At 61.8% G+C, this 19,494-nt stretch carries 22 protein-coding genes and 2 tRNA genes; 15 read left to right on the top strand and 9 right to left on the bottom strand.

Translation table 11 applies throughout. The features are described from left to right. From JJ869_RS14680 to JJ869_RS14665, 4 genes are all read left to right on the top strand, one after another. Positions 1 to 165, top strand: a 165-nt coding sequence (locus JJ869_RS14680; protein WP_292268192.1) for an NADH-ubiquinone oxidoreductase-F iron-sulfur binding region domain-containing protein, incomplete at its 5' end; no start/stop codon positions are given. 63 nt (positions 166 to 228) lie between these two features. After that, a complete protein-coding gene (gene ftsY, locus JJ869_RS14675; RefSeq protein WP_292268187.1) occupies positions 229 to 1,599 on the top strand; it encodes a signal recognition particle-docking protein FtsY in 1,371 nt (456 codons plus the stop codon). Positions 1,600 to 1,696: 97 nt separating this feature from the next. Then, the gene (locus JJ869_RS14670) at positions 1,697 to 2,599 is read left to right on the top strand and encodes an EamA family transporter (protein ID WP_292268190.1); all 903 of its coding nucleotides are present in this window, start codon (positions 1,697 to 1,699) and stop codon (positions 2,597 to 2,599) included. Positions 2,600 to 2,602: 3 nt separating this feature from the next. Next, positions 2,603 to 3,202: an inner membrane-spanning protein YciB gene (locus JJ869_RS14665; protein WP_292268186.1), complete on the top strand. Its 600-nt coding sequence runs from the start codon at positions 2,603 to 2,605 to the stop codon at positions 3,200 to 3,202. Here JJ869_RS14665 and JJ869_RS14660 read toward each other — a convergent pair. After that, entirely contained in the window at positions 3,199 to 3,633 is a 435-nt protein-coding gene (locus JJ869_RS14660; protein ID WP_292268188.1) for an Lrp/AsnC family transcriptional regulator, read from the bottom strand. The genes JJ869_RS14665 and JJ869_RS14660 overlap by 4 nt on opposite strands. Before the next feature lie 109 nt (positions 3,634 to 3,742). Between JJ869_RS14660 and JJ869_RS14655 the strand changes: the two genes are divergently transcribed. The 4 genes from JJ869_RS14655 (at position 3,743) to JJ869_RS14640 (ending at position 8,955) form a co-directional block, all read left to right on the top strand. After that, positions 3,743 to 4,924 (top strand): type III PLP-dependent enzyme, encoded by a 1,182-nt coding sequence (locus tag JJ869_RS14655; RefSeq protein WP_292268184.1) that lies wholly within the window; start codon positions 3,743 to 3,745, stop codon positions 4,922 to 4,924. Positions 4,925 to 4,965: 41 nt separating this feature from the next. Beyond that, positions 4,966 to 7,263 carry a xanthine dehydrogenase family protein molybdopterin-binding subunit gene (locus JJ869_RS14650; RefSeq protein ID WP_292268183.1) on the top strand — a complete coding sequence of 766 codons (2,298 nt, stop codon included), beginning with the start codon at positions 4,966 to 4,968 and terminating at the stop codon, positions 7,261 to 7,263. After that, entirely contained in the window at positions 7,241 to 8,299 is a 1,059-nt protein-coding gene (locus JJ869_RS14645) for a DUF2235 domain-containing protein (RefSeq protein WP_292268182.1), read from the top strand. The genes JJ869_RS14650 and JJ869_RS14645 overlap by 23 nt, the downstream gene beginning before the upstream one ends. 188 nt (positions 8,300 to 8,487) lie before the next feature. Beyond that, positions 8,488 to 8,955 (top strand): CoA-binding protein, encoded by a 468-nt coding sequence (locus JJ869_RS14640; protein WP_292268180.1) that lies wholly within the window; start codon positions 8,488 to 8,490, stop codon positions 8,953 to 8,955. A gap of 135 nt (positions 8,956 to 9,090) precedes the next feature. On the opposite strand, the gene JJ869_RS14635 is transcribed toward JJ869_RS14640, so the two are convergent. Beyond that, positions 9,091 to 9,399 (bottom strand): phosphoribosyl-ATP diphosphatase, encoded by a 309-nt coding sequence (locus JJ869_RS14635; protein WP_292268179.1) that lies wholly within the window; start codon positions 9,397 to 9,399, stop codon positions 9,091 to 9,093. After that, positions 9,396 to 10,157: an imidazole glycerol phosphate synthase subunit HisF gene (gene hisF, locus JJ869_RS14630; protein ID WP_085639898.1), complete on the bottom strand. Its 762-nt coding sequence runs from the start codon at positions 10,155 to 10,157 to the stop codon at positions 9,396 to 9,398. The genes JJ869_RS14635 and hisF overlap by 4 nt, the downstream gene beginning before the upstream one ends. 89 nt (positions 10,158 to 10,246) lie before the next feature. Here hisF and JJ869_RS14625 point away from each other — a divergent pair, with 89 nt between their 5' ends. Both JJ869_RS14625 and JJ869_RS14620 read left to right on the top strand, forming a co-directional pair. Further along, positions 10,247 to 11,005 (top strand): SDR family oxidoreductase, encoded by a 759-nt coding sequence (locus JJ869_RS14625; protein ID WP_292268176.1) that lies wholly within the window; start codon positions 10,247 to 10,249, stop codon positions 11,003 to 11,005. A gap of 85 nt (positions 11,006 to 11,090) precedes the next feature. After that, the gene (locus JJ869_RS14620) at positions 11,091 to 11,543 is read left to right on the top strand and encodes a DUF302 domain-containing protein (RefSeq protein WP_292268174.1); all 453 of its coding nucleotides are present in this window, start codon (positions 11,091 to 11,093) and stop codon (positions 11,541 to 11,543) included. Here the strand turns inward: JJ869_RS14620 and hisA are convergent. Beyond that, complete coding sequence (gene hisA, locus JJ869_RS14615; RefSeq protein WP_292268172.1) at positions 11,540 to 12,262, bottom strand: 1-(5-phosphoribosyl)-5-[(5-phosphoribosylamino)methylideneamino]imidazole-4-carboxamide isomerase; 723 nt, start codon at positions 12,260 to 12,262, stop codon at positions 11,540 to 11,542. The genes JJ869_RS14620 and hisA overlap by 4 nt on opposite strands. A 136-nt stretch (positions 12,263 to 12,398) precedes the next feature. On the opposite strand from hisA, the gene JJ869_RS14610 reads away from it, so the two are divergent. Next, positions 12,399 to 12,785, top strand: coding sequence for a DUF2147 domain-containing protein (locus JJ869_RS14610; RefSeq protein WP_292268170.1), 387 nt, complete (start codon positions 12,399 to 12,401; stop codon positions 12,783 to 12,785). A gap of 133 nt (positions 12,786 to 12,918) precedes the next feature. On the opposite strand, the gene JJ869_RS14605 is transcribed toward JJ869_RS14610, so the two are convergent. The 3 genes from JJ869_RS14605 to hisB form a co-directional block, all read right to left on the bottom strand. Beyond that, the gene (locus JJ869_RS14605; protein WP_292268168.1) at positions 12,919 to 13,515 is read right to left on the bottom strand and encodes a LysE family translocator; all 597 of its coding nucleotides are present in this window, start codon (positions 13,513 to 13,515) and stop codon (positions 12,919 to 12,921) included. Between the two features lie 70 nt (positions 13,516 to 13,585). Continuing rightward, a complete protein-coding gene (gene hisH / locus JJ869_RS14600) occupies positions 13,586 to 14,221 on the bottom strand; it encodes an imidazole glycerol phosphate synthase subunit HisH (protein ID WP_292268165.1) in 636 nt (211 codons plus the stop codon). Beyond that, a complete protein-coding gene (gene hisB / locus JJ869_RS14595) occupies positions 14,222 to 14,809 on the bottom strand; it encodes an imidazoleglycerol-phosphate dehydratase HisB (protein WP_292268163.1) in 588 nt (195 codons plus the stop codon). Positions 14,810 to 14,929: 120 nt separating this feature from the next. Between hisB and JJ869_RS14590 the strand changes: the two genes are divergently transcribed. Continuing rightward, a complete protein-coding gene (locus JJ869_RS14590) occupies positions 14,930 to 15,394 on the top strand; it encodes a GNAT family N-acetyltransferase (protein ID WP_292268162.1) in 465 nt (154 codons plus the stop codon). Positions 15,395 to 15,405: 11 nt separating this feature from the next. Here the strand turns inward: JJ869_RS14590 and JJ869_RS14585 are convergent. Together JJ869_RS14585 and JJ869_RS14580 are read right to left on the bottom strand one after the other, a co-directional pair. Then, positions 15,406 to 15,480 (bottom strand) — tRNA-Gly (locus JJ869_RS14585). Between the two features lie 22 nt (positions 15,481 to 15,502). After that, positions 15,503 to 15,577 (bottom strand) — tRNA-Gly (locus JJ869_RS14580). 221 nt (positions 15,578 to 15,798) lie between these two features. Here JJ869_RS14580 and JJ869_RS14575 point away from each other — a divergent pair. From JJ869_RS14575 to JJ869_RS14565, 3 genes are all read left to right on the top strand, one after another. Next, a complete protein-coding gene (locus JJ869_RS14575) occupies positions 15,799 to 17,271 on the top strand; it encodes an alginate export family protein (RefSeq protein WP_292268160.1) in 1,473 nt (490 codons plus the stop codon). After that, a complete protein-coding gene (locus tag JJ869_RS14570; RefSeq protein WP_292268158.1) occupies positions 17,252 to 18,589 on the top strand; it encodes a serine hydrolase in 1,338 nt (445 codons plus the stop codon). The genes JJ869_RS14575 and JJ869_RS14570 overlap by 20 nt, the downstream gene beginning before the upstream one ends. Positions 18,590 to 18,930: 341 nt before the next feature. Then, positions 18,931 to 19,275 carry an Hpt domain-containing protein gene (locus tag JJ869_RS14565; RefSeq protein WP_292268156.1) on the top strand — a complete coding sequence of 115 codons (345 nt, stop codon included), beginning with the start codon at positions 18,931 to 18,933 and terminating at the stop codon, positions 19,273 to 19,275. The last annotated feature ends 219 nt before the right edge of the window (positions 19,276 to 19,494 follow it).

Genomic DNA, 19,494 nt, shown 5'->3' with positions numbered 1-19,494 from the left:
GTGGGCTGCGAAAAGGCGGTCAAACTGATGCAGGCCGAGCATTGGAACCAGCCGCTGCTCGAGGAACTCTGCACCGCGATGGCCGATGCGTCGATCTGCGGGCTTGGGCAGGCGGCGCCGAACCCCATCCGTCTGACGATGAAGCATTTCCCGGAAGAGGTCTGAGCCTTCCATCTTGCCCGGATAAGGACTAGGTGAAGGGGAACGACCCAGACACGGACGGTCCCCATGTCCTTTTTCGGCAAGCTGAAATCCAAGCTCTTCAAGTCCTCGTCCAAGCTGGACGAGGGGTTGGACGCCATCGTTTCCGACGGTGGTGAGGAAACCCCGACCCCCGAAGCGCCGCGGCCCAGCGACCCGACCCCGCCTTCCCCCCCTGCGCCGCAAACCCCGCCGCCGGACGTGCCAGCGCCGCCGACGCCAGAAGAGGTGCCCGAGCCAGACTTGCCGGAGCCTGACGCACCGCTTGAGGTGCCGCAGCCTGATCTGCCCGCCCCCGAGACCCCGCAGGAAATCCCGCAGCCCGACCTACCGCAGGACACGCCGCCCACACCCGTTCCGATCAGCCCGCCGCCACCTCCCGCAGAGGTCCCGCAACCCAGCGACCCAATCCCGTCACCGCGCACCGAGGTGCAACCACCCGCACCGCTCGAAGTACCTGTGAAACCGGTGGGGCTTGTCGAAGAAACCCCGGTTGCAGAGGCCAAGAAACCCGGCTTCCTGGGCCGCCTGCTGGGACGCACGGCAACCCCCACCGAAATCCGGCGCGAGCTCGACGACGACATGCTGGAACAGCTCGAAGAGCTGCTGATCCAGGCGGATATGGGCGTCGACACCTCGCTCCGCGTTACGGCCAATATCGCCGAAGGCCGCTTTGGCAAGAAACTCAGCGTGCGCGAGATCAAGGAGCTGCTTGCAGGCGAAGTGGCCCGCATCATGGACCCGGTCGCCAAACCGATGCCGCTTTACCCCACCAAACCGCAGGTGGTGCTGGTCGTGGGTGTGAACGGCTCTGGCAAGACCACAACCATCGGCAAGCTCGCCAGCCAGTTCCGCTCTGCGGGCAAGAAGGTGGTGATCGCCGCAGGTGACACGTTCCGCGCGGCGGCAGTAGAACAGCTTCAGGTGTGGGGCGACCGCGCGGGCGTGCCGGTGCTCACCGCCCCCGAAGGCTCGGACCCGGCCAGCCTTGCCTTTGATGCCATGACAAAGGCACAGGCCGAAGCCGCGGATCTCTTGATGATCGACACCGCAGGCCGCCTGCAGAACCGTCAGGACCTGATGGAGGAACTGGCCAAGATCGTCCGCGTGATCCGCAAGAAAGACCCTGACGCGCCGCACAACACGCTTCTGGTGCTCGACGCCACAACGGGTCAGAACGCGCTGAGCCAGGTCGAGACCTTCCAGAAACTCGCTGATGTCACGGGCCTTGTCATGACCAAACTCGATGGTACCGCCAAGGGTGGGGTTCTTGTGGCACTTGCCGACAAGTTCGGCCTGCCGATCCACGCCATTGGCGTTGGCGAACAGATCGACGATCTGCAACCTTTCGACCCCGAGGAATTTGCCGCCGCCCTGACGGGGCTTGGCACCGAATGAGACTTTCTCCGGTTTCCAAATACTTCGGGGTGAGGCGCGCAGCGCCGAGGATCAGAGCCCCTGAGACGGATTTTGCAAAATCCGTCCACCGCCCATGATCAGCGACTGGCTTGTTTCCATTGAAGGCACCGAGGCCGGGCAGCAGCTTGCCCTCTGGCTCGCCCTTCTGGCCGCCGTGCTGCATGCGGCCTTTGGCGCGCTGCAAAAGGGCAAACACGACCCGTGGTTATCGCGCGGGGCGATCGACATCAGCTACGGGCTGATGGCAGCCCCCTTTGCGCTCTTCGTCGTCCCATGGCCAGAACCCCATATGTGGCCGATCTTCGCAGGCGCGTTCATCATTCACCTGGGATACAAACTTCTTCAGGCACAAGCCTACACCAAAGGCGCGTTCACAGTGGTCTACCCCGTGGTGCGCGGCACCGGTCCGCTCTTTGCCGTGATTGGCGCTTACCTGATCTTCGGAGAGGTTTTCACCGCCACGCAATGGCTCGGCCTTGCGGTGCTGCTTGCGGGCATTTTCGGACTTGCGGTCTACAACCTGATCTTTCTCGAAGCAGAGCGCGACACGCTGCCAGCGGCCCTGATGCTTGCCATCGCGACGGGTCTCTTCGTAGCGCTCTACACCACCTATGACGCCTACGGAATCCGCGCGACCGCAAACCCGTTTACGTTTCTTGCGTGGTTTTTCATGATTGACGGCATCGTCATGCCGATCATCGCCGCACTGCGCTATCGCAACATGACCCACAAACCCGCATTTGGGCCGCTGGCTGTCAGAGGTGTGATCGGCGGGCTGGTGGCTTTTTTCAGTTTCGGCTCCATCATGGTGGCCACACGCCTAGACCAGGTGGGCGAAGCGGCGGTGCTGCGCGAGACATCGACCGTCTTTGCCGCGATCATCGGTTGGGTGTTCCTGAAGGAAACCGTGGGTCCGCGAAGGATTGCGCTCATGGCCCTGATCGCGTTAGGGGCTGTCATCGTGGAATTCGGAGGCTGAGACTTGGCACAACGACACGTCCCGCAATGGGTGAAATCGGTATTGGAACTGGGCCCGGTGCTGGGTTTTCTTGTCACCTATTTCTGGTTTCAGGACCGTATTTTCACAGTTGGTGGGCAAGAATACAGCGCGTTTATCGCTGTAACCGCCGTGTTTGTTCCGGTTTTCATCGCGTCCATGGCGGCGGTCTGGTGGCTGACCGGAACGATCGGGCGCATGCAGGTCTTCACGGCTGTGGTGCTGATTGTCATGGGCGGACTGACCGTGTGGTTCAATGACGACCGCTTCGTCAAGCTCAAGCCGACGCTGGTGTACGGAGCATTCGGGGCCATCCTTGGTGTGGGGCTGCTCTTCGGCAGGTCTTGGTTGCGCTATGTGATGGAAGAACTGATGCCTTTGCAGGATGAAGGCTGGATGCAACTGACACGCCGCGTGACAGGGTTCTTTTTCGGGATGGCCATACTGAACGTTGCGATCTGGCAATTCATGTCGGAACAGGCTTTCGTTCTTTGGGACACTGTCGGGCAGATGGTGGTGACCTTTGCCTTCTTCATTGCGCAGGCCGGTCTGATCCAGAAATACAGTGCCGCCGAGGAAGACTAACCCCGCCGGTCGATCTTGGTCGACAGGTGGATAAAACTCTCCGAGCTTTGAACGCCCTTCGCCTCGGCGATGTGATCCAGCGTCCGATCCAATTCCTGCGTTGTCTGGGCGCTGATCTCGACCACCAGATCAACCCGCCCTGACACGGTGAACACCGCTTCCACATTGGGCAACGCGTGCAGTCGGGACAAGACCGCAGGCCCGGTGCGCGGCGCAATCGACACCAGCGCCGTGGCCCGGATGGGCGCCGACAGCGCATCGCCGCTGCGCAGAGTGAAGCCGGCAATCACGCCCTTTTCCAGCAACCGGTCAATGCGCGTCTGCACCGTGGTACGCGCCAAACCCAGTTTGCGGGCCAGTTCTGCCACCGGCATCCGCGCGTCGCGGCGCAGGAGGGCGATCAGTTCTGCATCGGTTTCGTCGATTTGTATGCTCATTCCGTCAGTCTGAGTGCAAAAAAGTTTGTTTTGCAAGAACTGCCGAAACGAACCGACGTGGAACGCAAGCAGACTGAAGGAAACAGAACCATATGAGGCAGTTATGGTTGCAGGGGCAGAAGACAACAATCAGGCGCGGTTCGACAGGGCGCGTATCGCGACGCTGATCACAGACAGCCAGCCGGACGATCCGCTGGCGATCCTGCGGCCGGAGGTGCTGCGGCGCACGGCGCAAAGCTTTCTGCGCGGCTTTCCCGGTCGGGTCAGCTACGCAGTCAAGGCCAATCCGGCCCCCGACATCCTGCGCATTCTGGTGCAAACCGGGGTCACGGTTTTTGATGTCGCCTCGGTGCCCGAAATGCGGGCCGTCCGCGCGATCTGCCCAACGGCACGGCTGCACTACCACAACCCGGTCCGCTCCGCGTCCGAGATCGTGCAGGCCAAGGCGCTGGGCGTGGCCTCGTGGTCGGTGGACCGGATGTCGGAACTGGACAAGCTGGGTGACCTTCCCAAAGGCACAGAAGTGGCTGTGCGCCTGTCGCTGAAACGCGGGGGGGCCGCCTATGATTTCGGCAGCAAGTTCGGCGCATCGCCCGACGTGGCAACAACCCTACTGCGCGCCGTCGCGGCCCGGGGCATGATCCCGACAGTGACCTTTCACCCCGGTACGCAATGTACCGACCCCGCCAGTTGGGCCGACTACATCGCCGCCTCCGCAGAGGTCGCGGAGCGGGCAGGGGTCCATTTGTCCGCCTTGAACGTGGGCGGAGGGTTTCCATCGCTTCCGCGCTGCGGCGCTGCTCTGCGTCAACGGCTTTTCAAGACAATCGAAGCTGCAACCAAAGCGCATTTCCCGAACCAGCCGCCCCGTCTGTGGTGTGAACCCGGTCGCGCGATGGTGGCCGAGGCGGTATGGCTGGTGCTGCGCGTGAAAGCGCGGGGAGACGGGGTGCTGACCCTGAACGACGGTCTCTACGGTGCCTTGGGCGAATGGCGCGATATGCCCGTGCCCAGCCGTCAGATCGCCCTGACAGCGCAGGGTCAACCTTTGTCGGGCAAAACGCGGCCCTTCACCATCTTTGGCCCCACCTGCGACAGTCTGGACCGTGTGCCGGACCCATGGACGCTGCCCGACGGAATAGCGGATGGCGATTACATTCTGATCACCGGGGCGGGGGCCTACAGCACGGCGCTGGTCACACCGTTCAACGGCTACGGAACAACCGATTTGCAAAACCTCGATTCTATGCCCGAACCTGCTGGACAGTGCCGCCTCGCAGGCTAGTGTCCCTGCCGAAAGACCAAGGTCACACGCGCGAGGGAAACATGGATAAATTTGGCAAGTCACAACCGGTCAAACGGGTAGAAGACGTGCGGTTTCTCACTGGGGCCGGACGTTATGTCGATGATATCGCACCTGAGGGCGCGTTACGGGGCTACGTGTTCCGGTCTTCTGTCGCTCATGCCAGTATCGACACGCTGGATGTGACCGACGCGCGTGAGGTGCCGGGCGTACATCTTGTTCTGACGGCTGCCGACCTGACAGAGGCAGGCTTTACCAAAGGTCTGTGGGGGGTGACGATGCCCAACCGCGACGGGTCGATGGGTGCGTCGCCGTTCCGTCCGGTCCTTGCCACCGACACCGTCCGCTATGTGGGCGAGGCGGTTGCCTTTATCGTCGCAGACAGCCTTGAAGCGGCCCGCGATGCGGCTGAACTGATCACCTTCGACTACACTGACAAACCCGTGTATCTGGGCCTCGCCTCGGGTGGTGAGCCTCTTCATGCCGAAGCTCCGGGCAATGTCGCCTTCGACTGGGGCATGGGGGACGAAGCCGCAACGGCAGAGGCGTTCAAGGCCGCCCACCGTACGGTCAGCCTCGATGTCGAGGACAACCGCATCATTGTCAACGCGATGGAGCCGCGTGGCTGCTATGCCGAGATGGAAGGCGACCGCCTGCATTTCGCGGTCAACGCTCAGGGTGTGTGGGAGCACAAAAAACAGCTCGCTCGCGTGCTGAACATGGCAGAAGAGGACATTCGCGTCACCAACCCCGACACGGGCGGCGGTTTCGGCATGAAGGCGATGCCGCACCCCGAGAATTTTCTGAACGCCATCGCCTGCAAGATGCTGGGCAAGCCGGTGCGCTGGATGTCGGAACGGACCGAAGCCATGTTGTCCGACAACGCAGGCCGCGATTTGCGCCACACAGCCGAACTGGCGTTTGACGAACACAACCGCATCACCGCCTACCGGGTGCAGACGGTGGCCAATATGGGGGCTTACAACTCGCATTTTGCGCAGGCCATCCAGACGAGCCTGTTTTCCAAGGTGCTGATGGGGGTCTATGACGTGCAGACCTCGTGGCTGCAGGTAGAAGGTGTTTACACCAACACCACGCCCGTCGATGCGTATCGTGGGGCAGGGCGGCCCGAGGCGATCTACCTGCTGGAACGGGTCATGGACCGCGCGGCGCGCGAGTTGGGTCTTGATCCGTGGGAACTGCGCCGCATCAACTTCATCAAACCGCACCAATTCCCGTACAAGACCACAACCGGCGAGACCTATGATGTGGGCGATTTCGACCGCGTGCTCTCTCGCGCCGAAAGCTTTGCCGACCGAGCCGGGTTCGCCGCCCGCCGCGCGGCGTCCGAGGCGCAGGGCAAGCTGCGGGGCATGGGCCTTTGCTATTACATCGAAAGTATCCTGGGCGCGCCGGTCGAGGACGTGAAGGTCACCTTCGACGACGATGGCGGCGCGTCGATCTATGTCGGCACCCAGTCGAACGGGCAGGGGCACGAGACCGTGTTCACACAGTTCCTGTCTGACCAGACTGGAATCCCGGCAGACAAGATCCGCTTTGTGCAGGGCGACAGCGACCTGATCGCGCGGGGCGGTGGCACGGGTGGGTCACGTTCCGTAACGATCCAGAACACAGCGACTTTGGCAGCGGTTGAAAAGATCACCACCGCGTTCACCGCTTTCCTCGCAGAACAGCAGGGCTTGGACGAAGCCGAGATCAGCTTTGATGACGAACAGTTCCGCGTTGGCACATCGAACGTCACGCCGACGATGCTCGAAGTGGCGCAGATGGCGCGAGACGCCGGGCGTACGGACCTCTTGACCTTTGACGCAACGATCACGCTCGACGCCCGCAGCTTCCCCAACGGCGCCCATGTGGCCGAGGTCGAGATCGACCCCGATACCGGCCATGTGACTGTTGACCGCTACACGGTGGTGGATGATTTCGGCAACCTCATCAACCCGATGCTGGCCGAAGGTCAGGTGCATGGTGGTGTGGCGCAGGGGCTGGGTCAGGCGCTGACCGAACGTGTGGTCTATGACGAGGATGGACAGCTCCTCACGGCAACGTTCATGGACTACGCGATGCCACGCGCCGATGATATCCCCATGATTGGGTTCACCACAGAAGCGACGCCGTCGGTTACCAACCCGATGGGCATGAAAGGCTGCGGCGAGGCGGGCACCGTCGGCGCATTGGCCGCTGTCGCCAATGCGGTGCAGGACGCGATGTGGCAGCGCGGCGTACGTCAGGCAGACATGCCGTTCACGCCGCAGCGGGTCTGGGGTATGTTGCAGGATGCGCGCGTCGCGGCTGAGTGACACTGTTCTTGGCTGGTTCCGCCGGAGGTTTTCGGCAGACCAGTCACCCGTCACGGTCCGTCGCGGGCCGCGCACCCATGTGATCATCCTCGACGGGACATTGTCCTCGCTCGAACCGGGTTGCGAGACCAACGCGGGACGCCTGTTTTGTTTGCTGCAGGAAGTTCGGGGCGATCTGTCGCTCTACTACGAATCCGGGCTGCAATGGTCTGATTGGCGCAGCGCCTCCGACATTGCTGTCGGGCGCGGCATCAACCGCCAGATCTGCCGAGCGTACGGGTTCCTCGCCTCGCGCTATATGCCGGGGGATCGGATTTTCCTGTTCGGCTATTCCCGTGGTGCCTACGCGGTGCGTTCGCTGGCCGGGGTGATTGACCGCGTCGGGCTGGTGCGTGCCGAACACGCCACCGAACGCAACATCCGGCAGGTCTACGCGCATTACCGCTTTGCCGCCGACAGCCCGGTCGCAGAGGATTTCGCACGGCTGTTCTGTCATCCGGAAACCACGATTGCGGTGGTCGGTGTCTGGGACACGGTCAAGGCGCTGGGCATGCGTCTGCCGATCCTGTGGCGGTTCACCAACGACAAGCACGCGTTTCACAATGACCAACTGGGGCCGTCGATTCAGTGCGGTCTGCACGCTCTGGCCTATCACGAGCGGCGCATGGCCTATGAACCGGTGCTCTGGTCCTGCCCGCCCGGCTTTAAAGGCCATGTCGAACAGGTGTGGTTCAAAGGGGTGCATGGCGATGTGGGAGGCCAGCTGCGCGGCCACGAAGAGGCCCGTCCGCTGGCCAATATCCCTTTGGTCTGGATGCTGGACCGCGCCGAAACGGCGGGCCTGCCGCTTCCCGAAGGGTGGCGGATGCGGTTTCCGCAGAACGTGCACGCGCCGTCCTCGGGCAACTGGAAGGGCTGGGGAAAGCTGTTTCTCTACCGCCGAAAGCGCCGCGTCGGAGAGGACCGGTCCGAGCGTGTCCACGAAACCCTGCACATCACGCAGCCCAAGGTTGTGCCGGAACCTTTGGTGCCGTGAGTTCTGACGATTCTGTGACCAAATCCGGCTTTTCTTCCCTTTAAACCGGGAAGTTCGCGCCTATCTGAGAGTCAAGGAGCGCGGGAATGGAACACCCGCAGCACCTACACTGTCCCTCGTTCCAGCACTTGCGCCCAAGGTCACCTTGGGCGCTTTTTCTTTGTCGCGTGACCGGGTAGAGATGGGGCATGACCTATACAGATGATTTCCTGCGCACCATCCTGAAACGCACCAAGACAGTGGCCGTGGTGGGGGTGTCCCTGAACCCGGTGCGCCCGTCCTATTACGTCGCGCGCTACCTGGCGCTGAAGGGGTTTACCGTGATCCCGGTGAACCCGGGCCATGCGGGTGAACGCCTGTTCGGTGCCGAAGTGAAGGCGTCGCTGGCAGATATCGAGGCCAAAGTCGATATGGTGGATATCTTCCGCCGCTCGGACGCCGTGCCGCCCATCGTCGAAGAGGCGTTGGAGCAGTTTCCGGACTTGCAGACCGTGTGGATGCAGATCGGGGTCGAGAATGCGGAGGCTGCTGCCAAAGCCGAAGCGCGGGGGGTAGACGTGGTGATGAACCGTTGCCCCAAGATCGAATATCAGCGGCTTTTCGGGGAACTGCGCATGGGCGGGTTCAACACCGGGATCATTTCGTCCAAGCTCTGAGGGTGGGCGGACGATGCGGTGACGCATCGTGCGTTTCCGTGGACAGAGATGCTTGGGGTCGTCCGTTGGTGCGCCATTGGTTCAAGCCCAATGGACGACGCCCCAAACCCCGAAGTATTTTGAAACCAGAGAAGATCAGGACCGGTTTGCTTTTTCCTGCAGGCCCGATTGCCCCTGACGGCGCGCCAGTTCTGCCATCACATCCGCCAGTGCCACATCGCGGGATTTCAGCATCACCAGCAGGTGGAACAGCACGTCTGCCGCTTCCGAGGTTAGGCGGTCGCGGTCGCCCTTGATCGTTTCGATGATGGCCTCGATGGACTCTTCACCGAACTTTTCGGCGCATTTTTCCGGGCCTTTGGCCAGCAGTTTGGCTGTCCAGCTTTCGTCGGTGGACGCACTCGCTCGTGCGGCGACGATCTGTTCCAGCTCTTCCAGCGTCATGTCAGCCTCACCGGGATGCCGGCTGCGGCCATGTGGGCCTTGGCCTCGCCAATCGTGTATTCGCCGAAATGGAAGATCGACGCCGCCAGCACCGCGCTGGCGCCACCTTCGGTCACACCTTCAACGAGGTGATCCAGAGTACCGACGCCGCCGGACGCGATCACCGGGACATCCACCGCATCGGAAATCGCGCGGGTGAGCGGCAGGTTGAACCCCGCCTTGGTCCCGTCCCGGTCCATCGAGGTGAGCAGAATTTCCCCGGCCCCCTTGGCGACCACCGTCTTGGCGAACTCCACTGCGTCGATGCCGGTGGGCTTGCGCCCGCCATGGGTGAAGATTTCCCACTTGCCGGGCGACACCGTCTTGGCGTCGATGGCGACGACGATGCACTGGCTGCCGAACTGGTCGGCTGCCTCGGCCACCACATCGGGGTTGGCAACGGCGGCGGAATTGAACGACACCTTGTCGGCCCCCGCCAGCAGCAGAGCGCGCACATCCGCAACGGTACGTACCCCGCCGCCCACAGTCAGCGGGATGAAGCATTGCTCTGCCGTGCGGGTGACCACGTCGAACATCGTGCCCCGGTTTTCGTGGGTGGCGTGGATGTCGAGAAAACAGATCTCGTCCGCGCCCGCCGCGTCATAGGCGCGGGCGGCGTCCACCGGATCGCCGGCGTCGCGCAGATCGACGAAATTGACGCCCTTGACCACGCGGCCATCGGCGACATCGAGACAGGGAATGATGCGGGTCTTTAACATGGGCCATCGCGTACCCCGAAGATCGTCGCTTGTGAAGCCTGCGTGTTGCGCATTATGCGTGGGGGCCATCGAAAAGAAGGAGGTTGCCCATGTCCGACACGTTCGCCCGTTATCCCAGCCTGAGAGACAAAACCGTGTTTGTCACCGGCGGTGCCTCTGGCATCGGGGCCGAGATCGTCAAAGCCTTTGCGGCGCAAAGCGCGCAGGTGGGTTTTGTCGATCTCGACGCTGCTGGCGCCGAGGCGCTGGTTGATGCGACCGAGGGTACAGTGGCGTGGGAACAGGCTGATCTGCGCGATATTGCGGCGCTTCAGGAGGCGTTTGCCAAGCTGAAGGCGAGGCTTGGTCCTGCGCAGGTGTTGGTGAATAACGCGGCCCGCGACGACCGTCACAACTGGCGGGAGGTGACACCCGAGTATTGGGATGAACGTCAGGCGACCAACCTGCGGCACATGTTCTTCGCCATTCAGGCGGTGGCACCCGACATGATCGACGCAGGGGGTGGGTCGATCATCAACATGAGTTCCAACAGCTGGTGGGAAGCGGTCGGCAACATGCCCGCCTATGTCACGGCCAAGGGCGCGGTGCATGGTCTGACCCGCACCATGGCGCGGGATCTGGGAGGGCACCGTATCCGGGTGAACACCGTGGTGCCCGGCTGGATCATGACCGAGCGGCAGAAAGAGCTTTGGGCGACGCCCGAGGCGATAGAGAAGCACCGGCAGAACCAGTGCCTGCCCGACCTGATCGAGCCTGTCTACGTGGCGCGCATGGTGCTGTATCTTGCTTCGGACGACGCGGCCATGTGCACGGCCAACAATTTCATGGTTGAAGCTGGGTCGATCTGAGCGGACCTGCGCCACTCACGCCAACGTGCATATCAAGTGAACTGGAACTGCCTGACCCTTTGAACACGCAAACAGGGGGATGGATATGAAGCACGTGATTCTTGCAGCTGCCCTTGCGGTCGCGGGCACGATGGCTGTGGCCGGTGACAACGGGTTGATGCGCAAAGACAGCGCTTTGGGCGTGACCGAAACCGTGGATGCGATGGTGACCGCGATGGAAGGGGCGGGCCTGACCATCTTCGCCCGGATCGATCACGGAGCAGGGGCAGCATCCATTGGCGAAGACATCGGCGCGTCGCAAGTGCTGATTTTCGGCAATCCGAAGGTGGGCACCCCGGCCATCAAGGACGACCCGGTGTCCGGTTTGTACTTGCCGCTCAAGGTGTTGGTCTATGAAGACGCCATGGGTGCCACCAAGATCGTCTATGAAGAGCCTGCAGAGATGCTGGGCAAGCTGGGCGGTGTGCCCAAGGATGCCGCCTATCTCAAGACCATGGCGGGGGCCTTGGCGAAGTTTACAGATATGGCGGCAAATTAACTGCGAAGAGCTGCCAGCGCCGCTTTCAGGTCAATTGCGCCATCATAAACCGCGCGGCCTGAAATTGCGCCGTTGAGGCCCGCGCCGCAGTCGCGCAGGGCGATCAGGTCGTCCAGCGACGACACACCGCCCGAGGCGATGACAGGGATCGACACGGCGCGCGCCAGATCGGCGGTGGCTTCAACGTTCGGCCCCTGCATCGCACCGTCACGGTTGATGTCTGTGTAGATGATTGCCGCAACACCCGCGTCCTCGAAGGAGCGGGCCAGATCGGTGACCATCACGTCGGTTTCCTCGGCCCAGCCCTTGGTCGCCACCCGCCCATTGCGCGCGTCGATGCCGACGGCGACGTGGCCGGGAAAGGCGCGTGCTGCCTCGCGCACGAGATCCGGGTCTTCGACTGCCACAGTGCCGAGGATCACCCGCTGCAAACCCTTGTCGAGCCAGCGTTCGATGGTCGCCATGTCGCGGATGCCGCCGCCCAGCTGCGCAGGCACTTTGCAGCGCTCCAGAATCGCTTCAACCGCTGCTGCGTTCACCGGCTCACCTGCGAATGCGCCGTTCAGATCGACCAGATGCAGCCACTCGCAACCCGCCTCGACAAATTCCATGGCCTGTGCCGCGGGGTCGTCGTTGAACACGGTGGATTTTTCCATGTCGCCGCGCAGCAGGCGGACGGCCTGACCGTCTTTGAGGTCGATGGCGGGATAGAGGATCATGGCGCGGTCTCCGGTCAAATGTCCCCCGCGCTTTGACATGACGGAACGGCACATGCAACGCGACCCAGCGTCAATCTTGATTGGATTTGCAAGCTCGGTTCAGAGTTTTTGCACCACTCTGAGGGAGGAGACAGAGATGAGACTGATCACACTCGCCGCAGGCCTCGTGCTCGCTGCCAGCGCCGCCTTTGCCGATCCGGTGGAAGGCACATGGAAAACCCAGCCGGGTGATGACGGCAATTACGGTCTGGTCACCATCAGCACATGCGGTGCGGAAATCTGTGGCGTGCTGGGGCAGGGCTATGATTCCGGCGGGAAGAAGATTGCGTCGCCCAATATCGGCAAGCAGATGATCTGGGGCATGAAGGCTCAGGGCAATGGCGCCTACAAAGGCGGCAAGATCTGGGCCCCGGACCGGGACAAGACCTACAATTCCAAGATGACGCTGAACGGCAACCAATTGAAGGTTGAAGGCTGCGTTTTGGGAATCTGCCGTGGTCAGACCTGGACGCGTGTGAAGTGATCCTTGTGTCGCGGGGGCTGTGCCCCCGCGACCTGCTGGGGGGCGTTGCCCCCCAGACCCCCCAAAGTATTTGTAAACCGAAGAAGAGGGGGCCGCTGTGTCTCGGCCGGGCGGCTGAGAGGCGCGCGGCGCGTCACGCGACGAGCATCCATGTCGCCACGCCCACCAATATTGCTGCAAAACTCCGGTTCAGCCAGACCGCGCTATGGTCTTCACGGAACACGCGGGCAAGGCAGTCTCCGATCAGTGTCCATGTCGAAAAAGCCACAAGATTGTTGAGCGTGAACACGGTCGTGATCAGCAGAACGGCCGTCAGGACATGTGGCTCTGCCGGGGACAGGAACTGTGAAAACATCAGCGCAATGATGACGTAGGCCTTGGGGTTGAGAAGCAGCAGCATCACCCCATCGGTGAAAGACGCCGGGCGCGGGGTTTGCTCGGATGTCGATGTTCTGGCGCGCCAGAGTTTGAGCGCCAGCCACAGGACATAGGCAGCACCCGCCGTCTTGAGCACGGGAAACAGCATCGGCCATGTCTCGAAAACGCCGAGGAGGCCAAACCCCAGGCCCAATGTCACGATCCACGTGGCAAGATGATAGCCGATGCTGGCGGGGAGCGTCGCCCGGAACCCGAACAGCGCGCCATTGGCGGCAAAAAGCATGTTGCCGGGGCCGGGGCTGTAGGCCAGTGGGAAGAGGAAGATCAAAAGGGCGAGGATTGTTTCGGTCATTAGGATGTCCTGTGGTCAGGACATCACTCTTGGCCGTGATCCCGCGTGAGGCGACCCGGTTCCTGCGCGTTCAGGGCGCCCAACGCAGGAAATTGGCGATCATCCGCAGGCCGGTGGCGGCGCTTTTTTCCGGGTGGAACTGGAAGCCCACCATATTGTCGCGCGCCACCACGGCGGTGACATCGCCGCCATAATCCACATGTGCGACGCGCTGGGCCGGCGTGTCGACGCGCATCTGGTAGGAATGCACGAAATACGCGTGCTCGCCTGTCGCGACCCCGTCCAGCACTGGATGAGGCGCGTCGATCACCAGATCGTTCCAGCCCATATGCGGGACTTTCATCCCCGCGTCCGAGGGGGCGATCCGTTCGACAACACCGTCGATCCAGCCGAGACCTCCGGTCGGGGTGTATTCCAGCCCCTCACGCGCCATCAACTGCATGCCGACGCAAATGCCAAGAAAAGGCCGCGCCTTGACCTCGACCGCCTCGATCATCGCTGCAAAGGCACCAGACGCGCGCAGGGCTGCGGCACAGGCCGGAAATGCGCCATCGCCGGGCAGGACCAAACGGTCTGCCCCCGCGATGACATCAGGGTCAGAGGTGACGACGACATCGCCCGCGCCCACTTCCAACGCCATCCGCTGAAACGCCTTTTCGGCGGAATGAAGGTTGCCGCTTTCATAGTCGATGATCGCTGTCAGCACTTACAAAGCACCTTTGGTCGAAGGGATCGCATCCGCCTTGCGCGGGTCGACCTCCAATGCATCGCGCAGGCTGCGGGCCACCGCCTTGAACGCGGCTTCGGCGATGTGGTGGCTGTTCACACCATGCAGCATGTCCACATGCAGGGTGATGCCGCCATGGGTGCTGAGCGCCTGAAAGAACTCGCGCACCAGCTCTGTGTCGAAGGTGCCGATCTTGGCGGACGGCAGGTCCACGTTCCACACGAGGAAGGGCCGCGCCGACAGGTCAAGTGCTGCCCGCACCAAAGCGTCGTCCATCGGCAGAAGGCAGGCACCGTACCGGACGATGCCGCGCTTGTCGCCCACGGCTTGTGTCAGGGCTTGGCCCAAAGCGATGCCCACATCCTCGACCGTGTGGTGGTCGTCGATATGCAGATCGCCGTCGCAGCGGACCTTCATGTCGATCAGGGAATGGCGCGCAAGCTGGTCCAGCATGTGGTCGAAGAACCCGACCCCGGTCTGGTTGTCGTACTGCCCGGTGCCGTCAAGGTTCACCTCAACGGTGATCTTGGTCTCGGCCGTATTGCGGGTCACTGTGGCGCTGCGCATATCGCCTCTCCTTGGCAAGTGTCGCGGCCTTATAGGCGGGCCTGCAGCATGCGCCAAGGCCTTGTTGCAGATGCGCTTTCATCCGTGCATCTCTGTCACGTCACAGAAGGAATGCCGACCATGACACAGCCCCAGCTGCGCACTGCCACCGCCGCCGATGCCGACGCGCTGGGGATCGTGATGTTCCGCGCCATCCATGAGGGGCTCAGTCCCTACACACAGGAACAGCGCATCGCATGGCTGGCCCAGCCCTACATCGGTCCTGACTGGTCTGCACGGCTGGCGGCGCAGCATGTGGTGCTGGCGGAACCAGATGCGATCACGGGCTTCATGACGATGACGCCCGAGGGATATATCGACCTCGCGTATATCTTGCCGGTGGCGCGGAGGCAGGGGCTGTTTTCAGCGCTTCTATCCCGGATAACAGACGAAGCCCGCAAGAATGGCCTCACCCGGCTCAGCACCCATGCCAGCCTGATGGCACAGCCCGCCTTTGCGCGGCATGGCTTTGTGATCGACCACCACGAAACGGTCACGCGCCACGGCGAGACGCTCGCCCGAGCAGCAATGTGGATACCGGTGTAAGCGAATGTCGATGGAGCGGGCGAGGCGATTCGAACGCCCGACCCTAACCTTGGCAAGGTTATGCTCTACCCCTGAGCTACGCCCGCGCTGCCATCGATCAGACCGGATTGGAGCGGGCGAGGCGATTCGAACGCCCGACCCTAACCTTGGCAAGGTTATGCTCTACCCCTGAGCTACGCCCGCGCTGCCAATCTGGTGGGGCGGATTTAGTGCGTGTCTGGACAGGGTGCAAGTGGAAAATTTACCGCTTTGCTTGACTGTTGGCGGAAAGTCCAAAACTATCGACCTGACTTGAAAACAAAAGTGCATAACCAGTTCCCTTTGGTGATGGATTTGTGGGGCTAGAGCCGTTCTGCGCAGCAGAGGCGGCGCGTGGGATCCACTGGAATTGTGAGCGCAAAACAATGTTTCAAAGCCATTCGGTACGTGTCAGGCCCTCGCGCAAAGTCCTCTGGTACCGCAGTTTTCTCACGATCTCGGTGATCGCCGCAGCCAGTTTTGCGGAAACAGCACACGCGCAGGAGCGCGATCCGATGCTGTTCCATGATGCCAATGGGTTCAAGGTCCGGGGGCACCTGCAATTCGGTCTGAACGCGGTGGCCGAGCGCAATCTCTTTTGGGACCTCGCGGGGACAACTGCGCCGGGAAGCGGGTTTGATGCCGACACGAACTGGCTCGAAGGGTACATCAAACCGGGCCTCAGCTTCGAGTACCAACTGGATGCGGGCGCCGTGCTTTACGGCAAGCTGTCGGCGGTCGCGTCCTACACGTGGGGTACAGACGCGTTCGACACGGGCGATACCGGCGAAACGACACTTGAAGAGGCCTATCTTGCCATTCGTGGGGATCTTTCCAACGGCCTCTCATACGACCTGTCTTTTGGCCCGCGCGAACTGACCCTTGGAACGGGCATGTTGATTGCAAACGGTGCGACCAGCGGGTTCGAACGCGGGGCGTTGAAATTCGGGCCGCGCAAGGCATGGGAACGGGCCGCCATCGCGCGGCTGTCATATGGAGATGTCACCGGGACGGCATTTTTTCTTGATCCCAATGAATTGCCCTCGACCGACGGTCACAACGAACTGGCGGGTGTCGATCTGCGCTATGACGCGCCTGCCGGCGGTTATCTTGGTGCAACCTATGTCAAAGTGCTCAATTCCGACTCGCCCTATCCTCAGGCTGCCTTGGGCGGCAACGGACCGCCAAGCGTAACGCCCGGTGCGCGGGAGGAGACGCAAACTCTGGGTATTTATGCCAAGACCAACCCGTTTGAAGGCGCATTGGCCAATTGGTCCTTCACAGGTGATCTGGCGTATCAGTGGAATGACCGCATCGATCTTGAGGCCTGGGCCGGTCGTGTGACCGCAGGTTACACCTTCGCGAACCTGCCGTGGACGCCGAATGTGACCTTGGGCTACCAAAGCTTTTCCGGCGACGATCCCGATACGACGAAACTCGAACGGTTCGATCCTCTCTATTACCAGGGCAGCCCGAGCGCTTGGGCCACAGGATCGAAATCCGCTTCGACCTTCATCAACTCCAACGTCAACGCGCTGACGCTGGCGATTCGGGTACAGCCGACCCGGCAGGACACCCTGACCCTGCGCTACGCGCATATCCGCGCGAACGAGCTGAACAGCCCCGTGCAATTCGGTCAGGCCACCCGTGTTGATGTGAACGGCAACGTCGTGGCCGGCGTCACCGACAGGCACCTCGCTGACGATCTGTTCCTCGAATACAGCCGCATCATCAATCGCAATACGTTCCTGACGGCCGGTATCTCGGTCTCGTTCCCCGGTGCAGGGATCGACAACGTCATTGGCGGGAACGCAGACCCTTGGACAGGAGGCTTCGTGAATGTCGTCATCAATTTCTAATCTCGCCGCGCTTGCGGCAGGGATTGCCATCACGCTCGGAACCGCGACTGGCGCGCTCGCCCAATCTGCCCCGTTGTCGGCGCAGGAGTCCGACCCGAATGTCATGGGCTGGATGCAGGGGTTCCCACCGCCCCCTGACAAATTGATCACGCAACCTGATTCCAACTTCTTCAGCTTCCCCAAGCTGCGCTGGTCGGTCTGCCACCTGCGGGAGTTTCTGCCGACCGAGGAAATCAGCCGTGGCACAGGGGCACCTGTCCCTCTGACCTATCCGTCGCCCGCCGAATTCGCCGATCTGGCCCGCGAGATCGACGCGTTGACCTTCATGCCGATCGACGGCGACACGCCGATGACGTGGGAACAGTCGCTTTACGCCAATTATACCGACGGGATGCTGATCCTGCACAAAGGTGAAGTCGTCTATGAGCGCTATTTCGGCTGTCTTGAGGAAGACGGCAAACACGCGATCATGTCGATGACCAAGTCGATCACCGGTCTTCTGGGCGAAATTCTCGTGGCCGAAGGCGTGCTTGATGACACGCTTCTGGTGCGTGACGTGATCCCCGAGATCGGCGACAGCGCCTTTGCCTCCGCAACTGTGCGGCAGGTCATGGATATGACCACCGGCGTGCAGTATTCGGAGAACTATTCCGACCCTAACGCCGACATCTGGATCTATTCCCGCGCGGCCAGCCCGCTGCCCAAGCCCGAAGGCTATGAAGGCCCCGATGGCTATTGGGAATATCTCCAGCAGGTCAAACCCGAGGGCAACCACGGCGATGCGTTCCATTACAAGACCATCAACTCGGACATGCTGGGCTGGATGATCAGCCGCGTCACCGGCAAATCGGTGACCGATCTCGCATCCGAACGCCTCTGGCGGCGCATGGGGGCCGAGATGGACGCCTACCAGACCGTCGACGGCAAGGGCGTGCCCTTTGCGGGCGGCGGCGTGACAGCCGGGCTACGCGACCTCGGCCGGCTGGGGCAGCTGATGCTCAACGGCGGTGAGATCAACGGCGAACGGCTCTTCCCGACTGAGGTGGTCGAAACCATCGCCGCTGGAGGCGACCCCTCCAAGTTCGCGGGTTTCAAGACCATCCCCAATGGCAGCTACACAAGCCAGTGGTGGGTCTTCCACAACGACCACGGCGCCTATGCCGCGCGCGGGGTGCATGGCCAGACGATCTATGTCGATCCAACCGCCGAGATGGTTCTGGTGCGCCTCGCGTCCTTCCCGCAGGCGCAGAACGGCTTCATCGACCCGACCTCTCTGCCCGCCTATCAGGCCGTCGCAGAACACCTGATGGGCCGGTAAACCCGCGCTAAATGCGGGGCTCAGCCACACCAGGGTGCCTGACGCGCCCGGGTAGCAACGGTCGGGTGGAACATCACGCCAGCAAGCTCTTGCCGCCGAAGGTTCTACCGTGATGCCTTTTGGTTGCGGCGTGATCGTGATCCGTTCGTAACCCCTCACGGCACCTGGGCCAATACCTAGCGAAACCAGCTAGATTCTTGACATAGCAGTCTGATTTGTTTCCTTTTGTGAGACGGGGGTGGACCTGAGTGCCGGCTTTTCAAGCCAATGTTGTTGTTCGGAATGCGTGTCGTTTCTTTCTGTGACCATCGCTCGCGAAAATCGTCCATGCGAAGGCACTTATGGCTGTGGCTGCACCAGAATACATAGACCCTTCCAGTCTCGCCGAATTGCGAGCGGTCCTCGATGCTGAAGTGCTACTTGGTCTGATGTCAAAGTTCATCCAGGACACGGAAACCGGGCTGGACACTGTGGAACAGGGCACGTCTTCGGACATGGAAATGGCGGAAATCCTGCACAAAATTGCTGGGTCGGCGGCGGCTCTTGGGGTGGTTCGGTTCCGGCAGGAGCTGATTGCCGCCGAGAACGCCCTGCGAAACGGACAGAACACGCAAGCAAACGAGCTGATCGAGGGATTGCGATCGACATGGAACGAAACGAAGAACCGGCTGAACGCCGCGCTCTGACGGATCAGGGTGTATTCATGATGACATTGCTTCATGACCTGTGGTGCCAGCGGCGTTTTAAATTCAACATGTTTTGTTCGGCGGTGTCAGCAAATCGTGTTGGTTCGCTCTTTGTTCTTACGTGCCAGTGAGGTATGCTGAGGCTTCCGAGGCCCGAGGAGACCCGCCATGCCCCGCTTCGATCCGACCGAATTCGGCCGCCTGCTTGCCCGCCTGAGC

It is taken from the genome of Marivita sp. (assembly GCF_017643905.1).
Taxonomy (GTDB): Bacteria; Pseudomonadota; Alphaproteobacteria; order Rhodobacterales; family Rhodobacteraceae; genus Marivita.
The sequence above is the reverse complement of the archived record's forward strand: the minus strand, read 5'-3'. Positions and strand labels throughout refer to the sequence as shown.

What these genes read in the sequence shown, in the direction of transcription:
- JJ869_RS14650 (WP_292268183.1), top strand. Translation starts at nt 4,966, where the DNA reads ATGGATAAATTTGGCAAGTCACAACCGGTCAAACGGGTAGAAGACGTG.
- hisA (WP_292268172.1), bottom strand. Translation starts at nt 12,262, where the DNA reads ATGATCCTCTATCCCGCCATCGACCTCAAAGACGGTCAGGCCGTCCGC.
- JJ869_RS14645 (WP_292268182.1), top strand. Translation starts at nt 7,241, where the DNA reads ATGCGCGCGTCGCGGCTGAGTGACACTGTTCTTGGCTGGTTCCGCCGG.
- ftsY (WP_292268187.1), top strand. Translation starts at nt 229, where the DNA reads ATGTCCTTTTTCGGCAAGCTGAAATCCAAGCTCTTCAAGTCCTCGTCC.
- JJ869_RS14625 (WP_292268176.1), top strand. Translation starts at nt 10,247, where the DNA reads ATGTCCGACACGTTCGCCCGTTATCCCAGCCTGAGAGACAAAACCGTG.
- JJ869_RS14590 (WP_292268162.1), top strand. Translation starts at nt 14,930, where the DNA reads ATGACACAGCCCCAGCTGCGCACTGCCACCGCCGCCGATGCCGACGCG.
- JJ869_RS14635 (WP_292268179.1), bottom strand. Translation starts at nt 9,399, where the DNA reads ATGACGCTGGAAGAGCTGGAACAGATCGTCGCCGCACGAGCGAGTGCG.
- JJ869_RS14620 (WP_292268174.1), top strand. Translation starts at nt 11,091, where the DNA reads ATGAAGCACGTGATTCTTGCAGCTGCCCTTGCGGTCGCGGGCACGATG.
- hisB (WP_292268163.1), bottom strand. Translation starts at nt 14,809, where the DNA reads ATGCGCAGCGCCACAGTGACCCGCAATACGGCCGAGACCAAGATCACC.
- JJ869_RS14655 (WP_292268184.1), top strand. Translation starts at nt 3,743, where the DNA reads ATGGTTGCAGGGGCAGAAGACAACAATCAGGCGCGGTTCGACAGGGCG.
- JJ869_RS14565 (WP_292268156.1), top strand. Translation starts at nt 18,931, where the DNA reads ATGGCTGTGGCTGCACCAGAATACATAGACCCTTCCAGTCTCGCCGAA.
- JJ869_RS14575 (WP_292268160.1), top strand. Translation starts at nt 15,799, where the DNA reads ATGTTTCAAAGCCATTCGGTACGTGTCAGGCCCTCGCGCAAAGTCCTC.
- JJ869_RS14610 (WP_292268170.1), top strand. Translation starts at nt 12,399, where the DNA reads ATGAGACTGATCACACTCGCCGCAGGCCTCGTGCTCGCTGCCAGCGCC.
- JJ869_RS14570 (WP_292268158.1), top strand. Translation starts at nt 17,252, where the DNA reads ATGTCGTCATCAATTTCTAATCTCGCCGCGCTTGCGGCAGGGATTGCC.
- hisF (WP_085639898.1), bottom strand. Translation starts at nt 10,157, where the DNA reads ATGTTAAAGACCCGCATCATTCCCTGTCTCGATGTCGCCGATGGCCGC.
- JJ869_RS14605 (WP_292268168.1), bottom strand. Translation starts at nt 13,515, where the DNA reads ATGACCGAAACAATCCTCGCCCTTTTGATCTTCCTCTTCCCACTGGCC.
- JJ869_RS14640 (WP_292268180.1), top strand. Translation starts at nt 8,488, where the DNA reads ATGACCTATACAGATGATTTCCTGCGCACCATCCTGAAACGCACCAAG.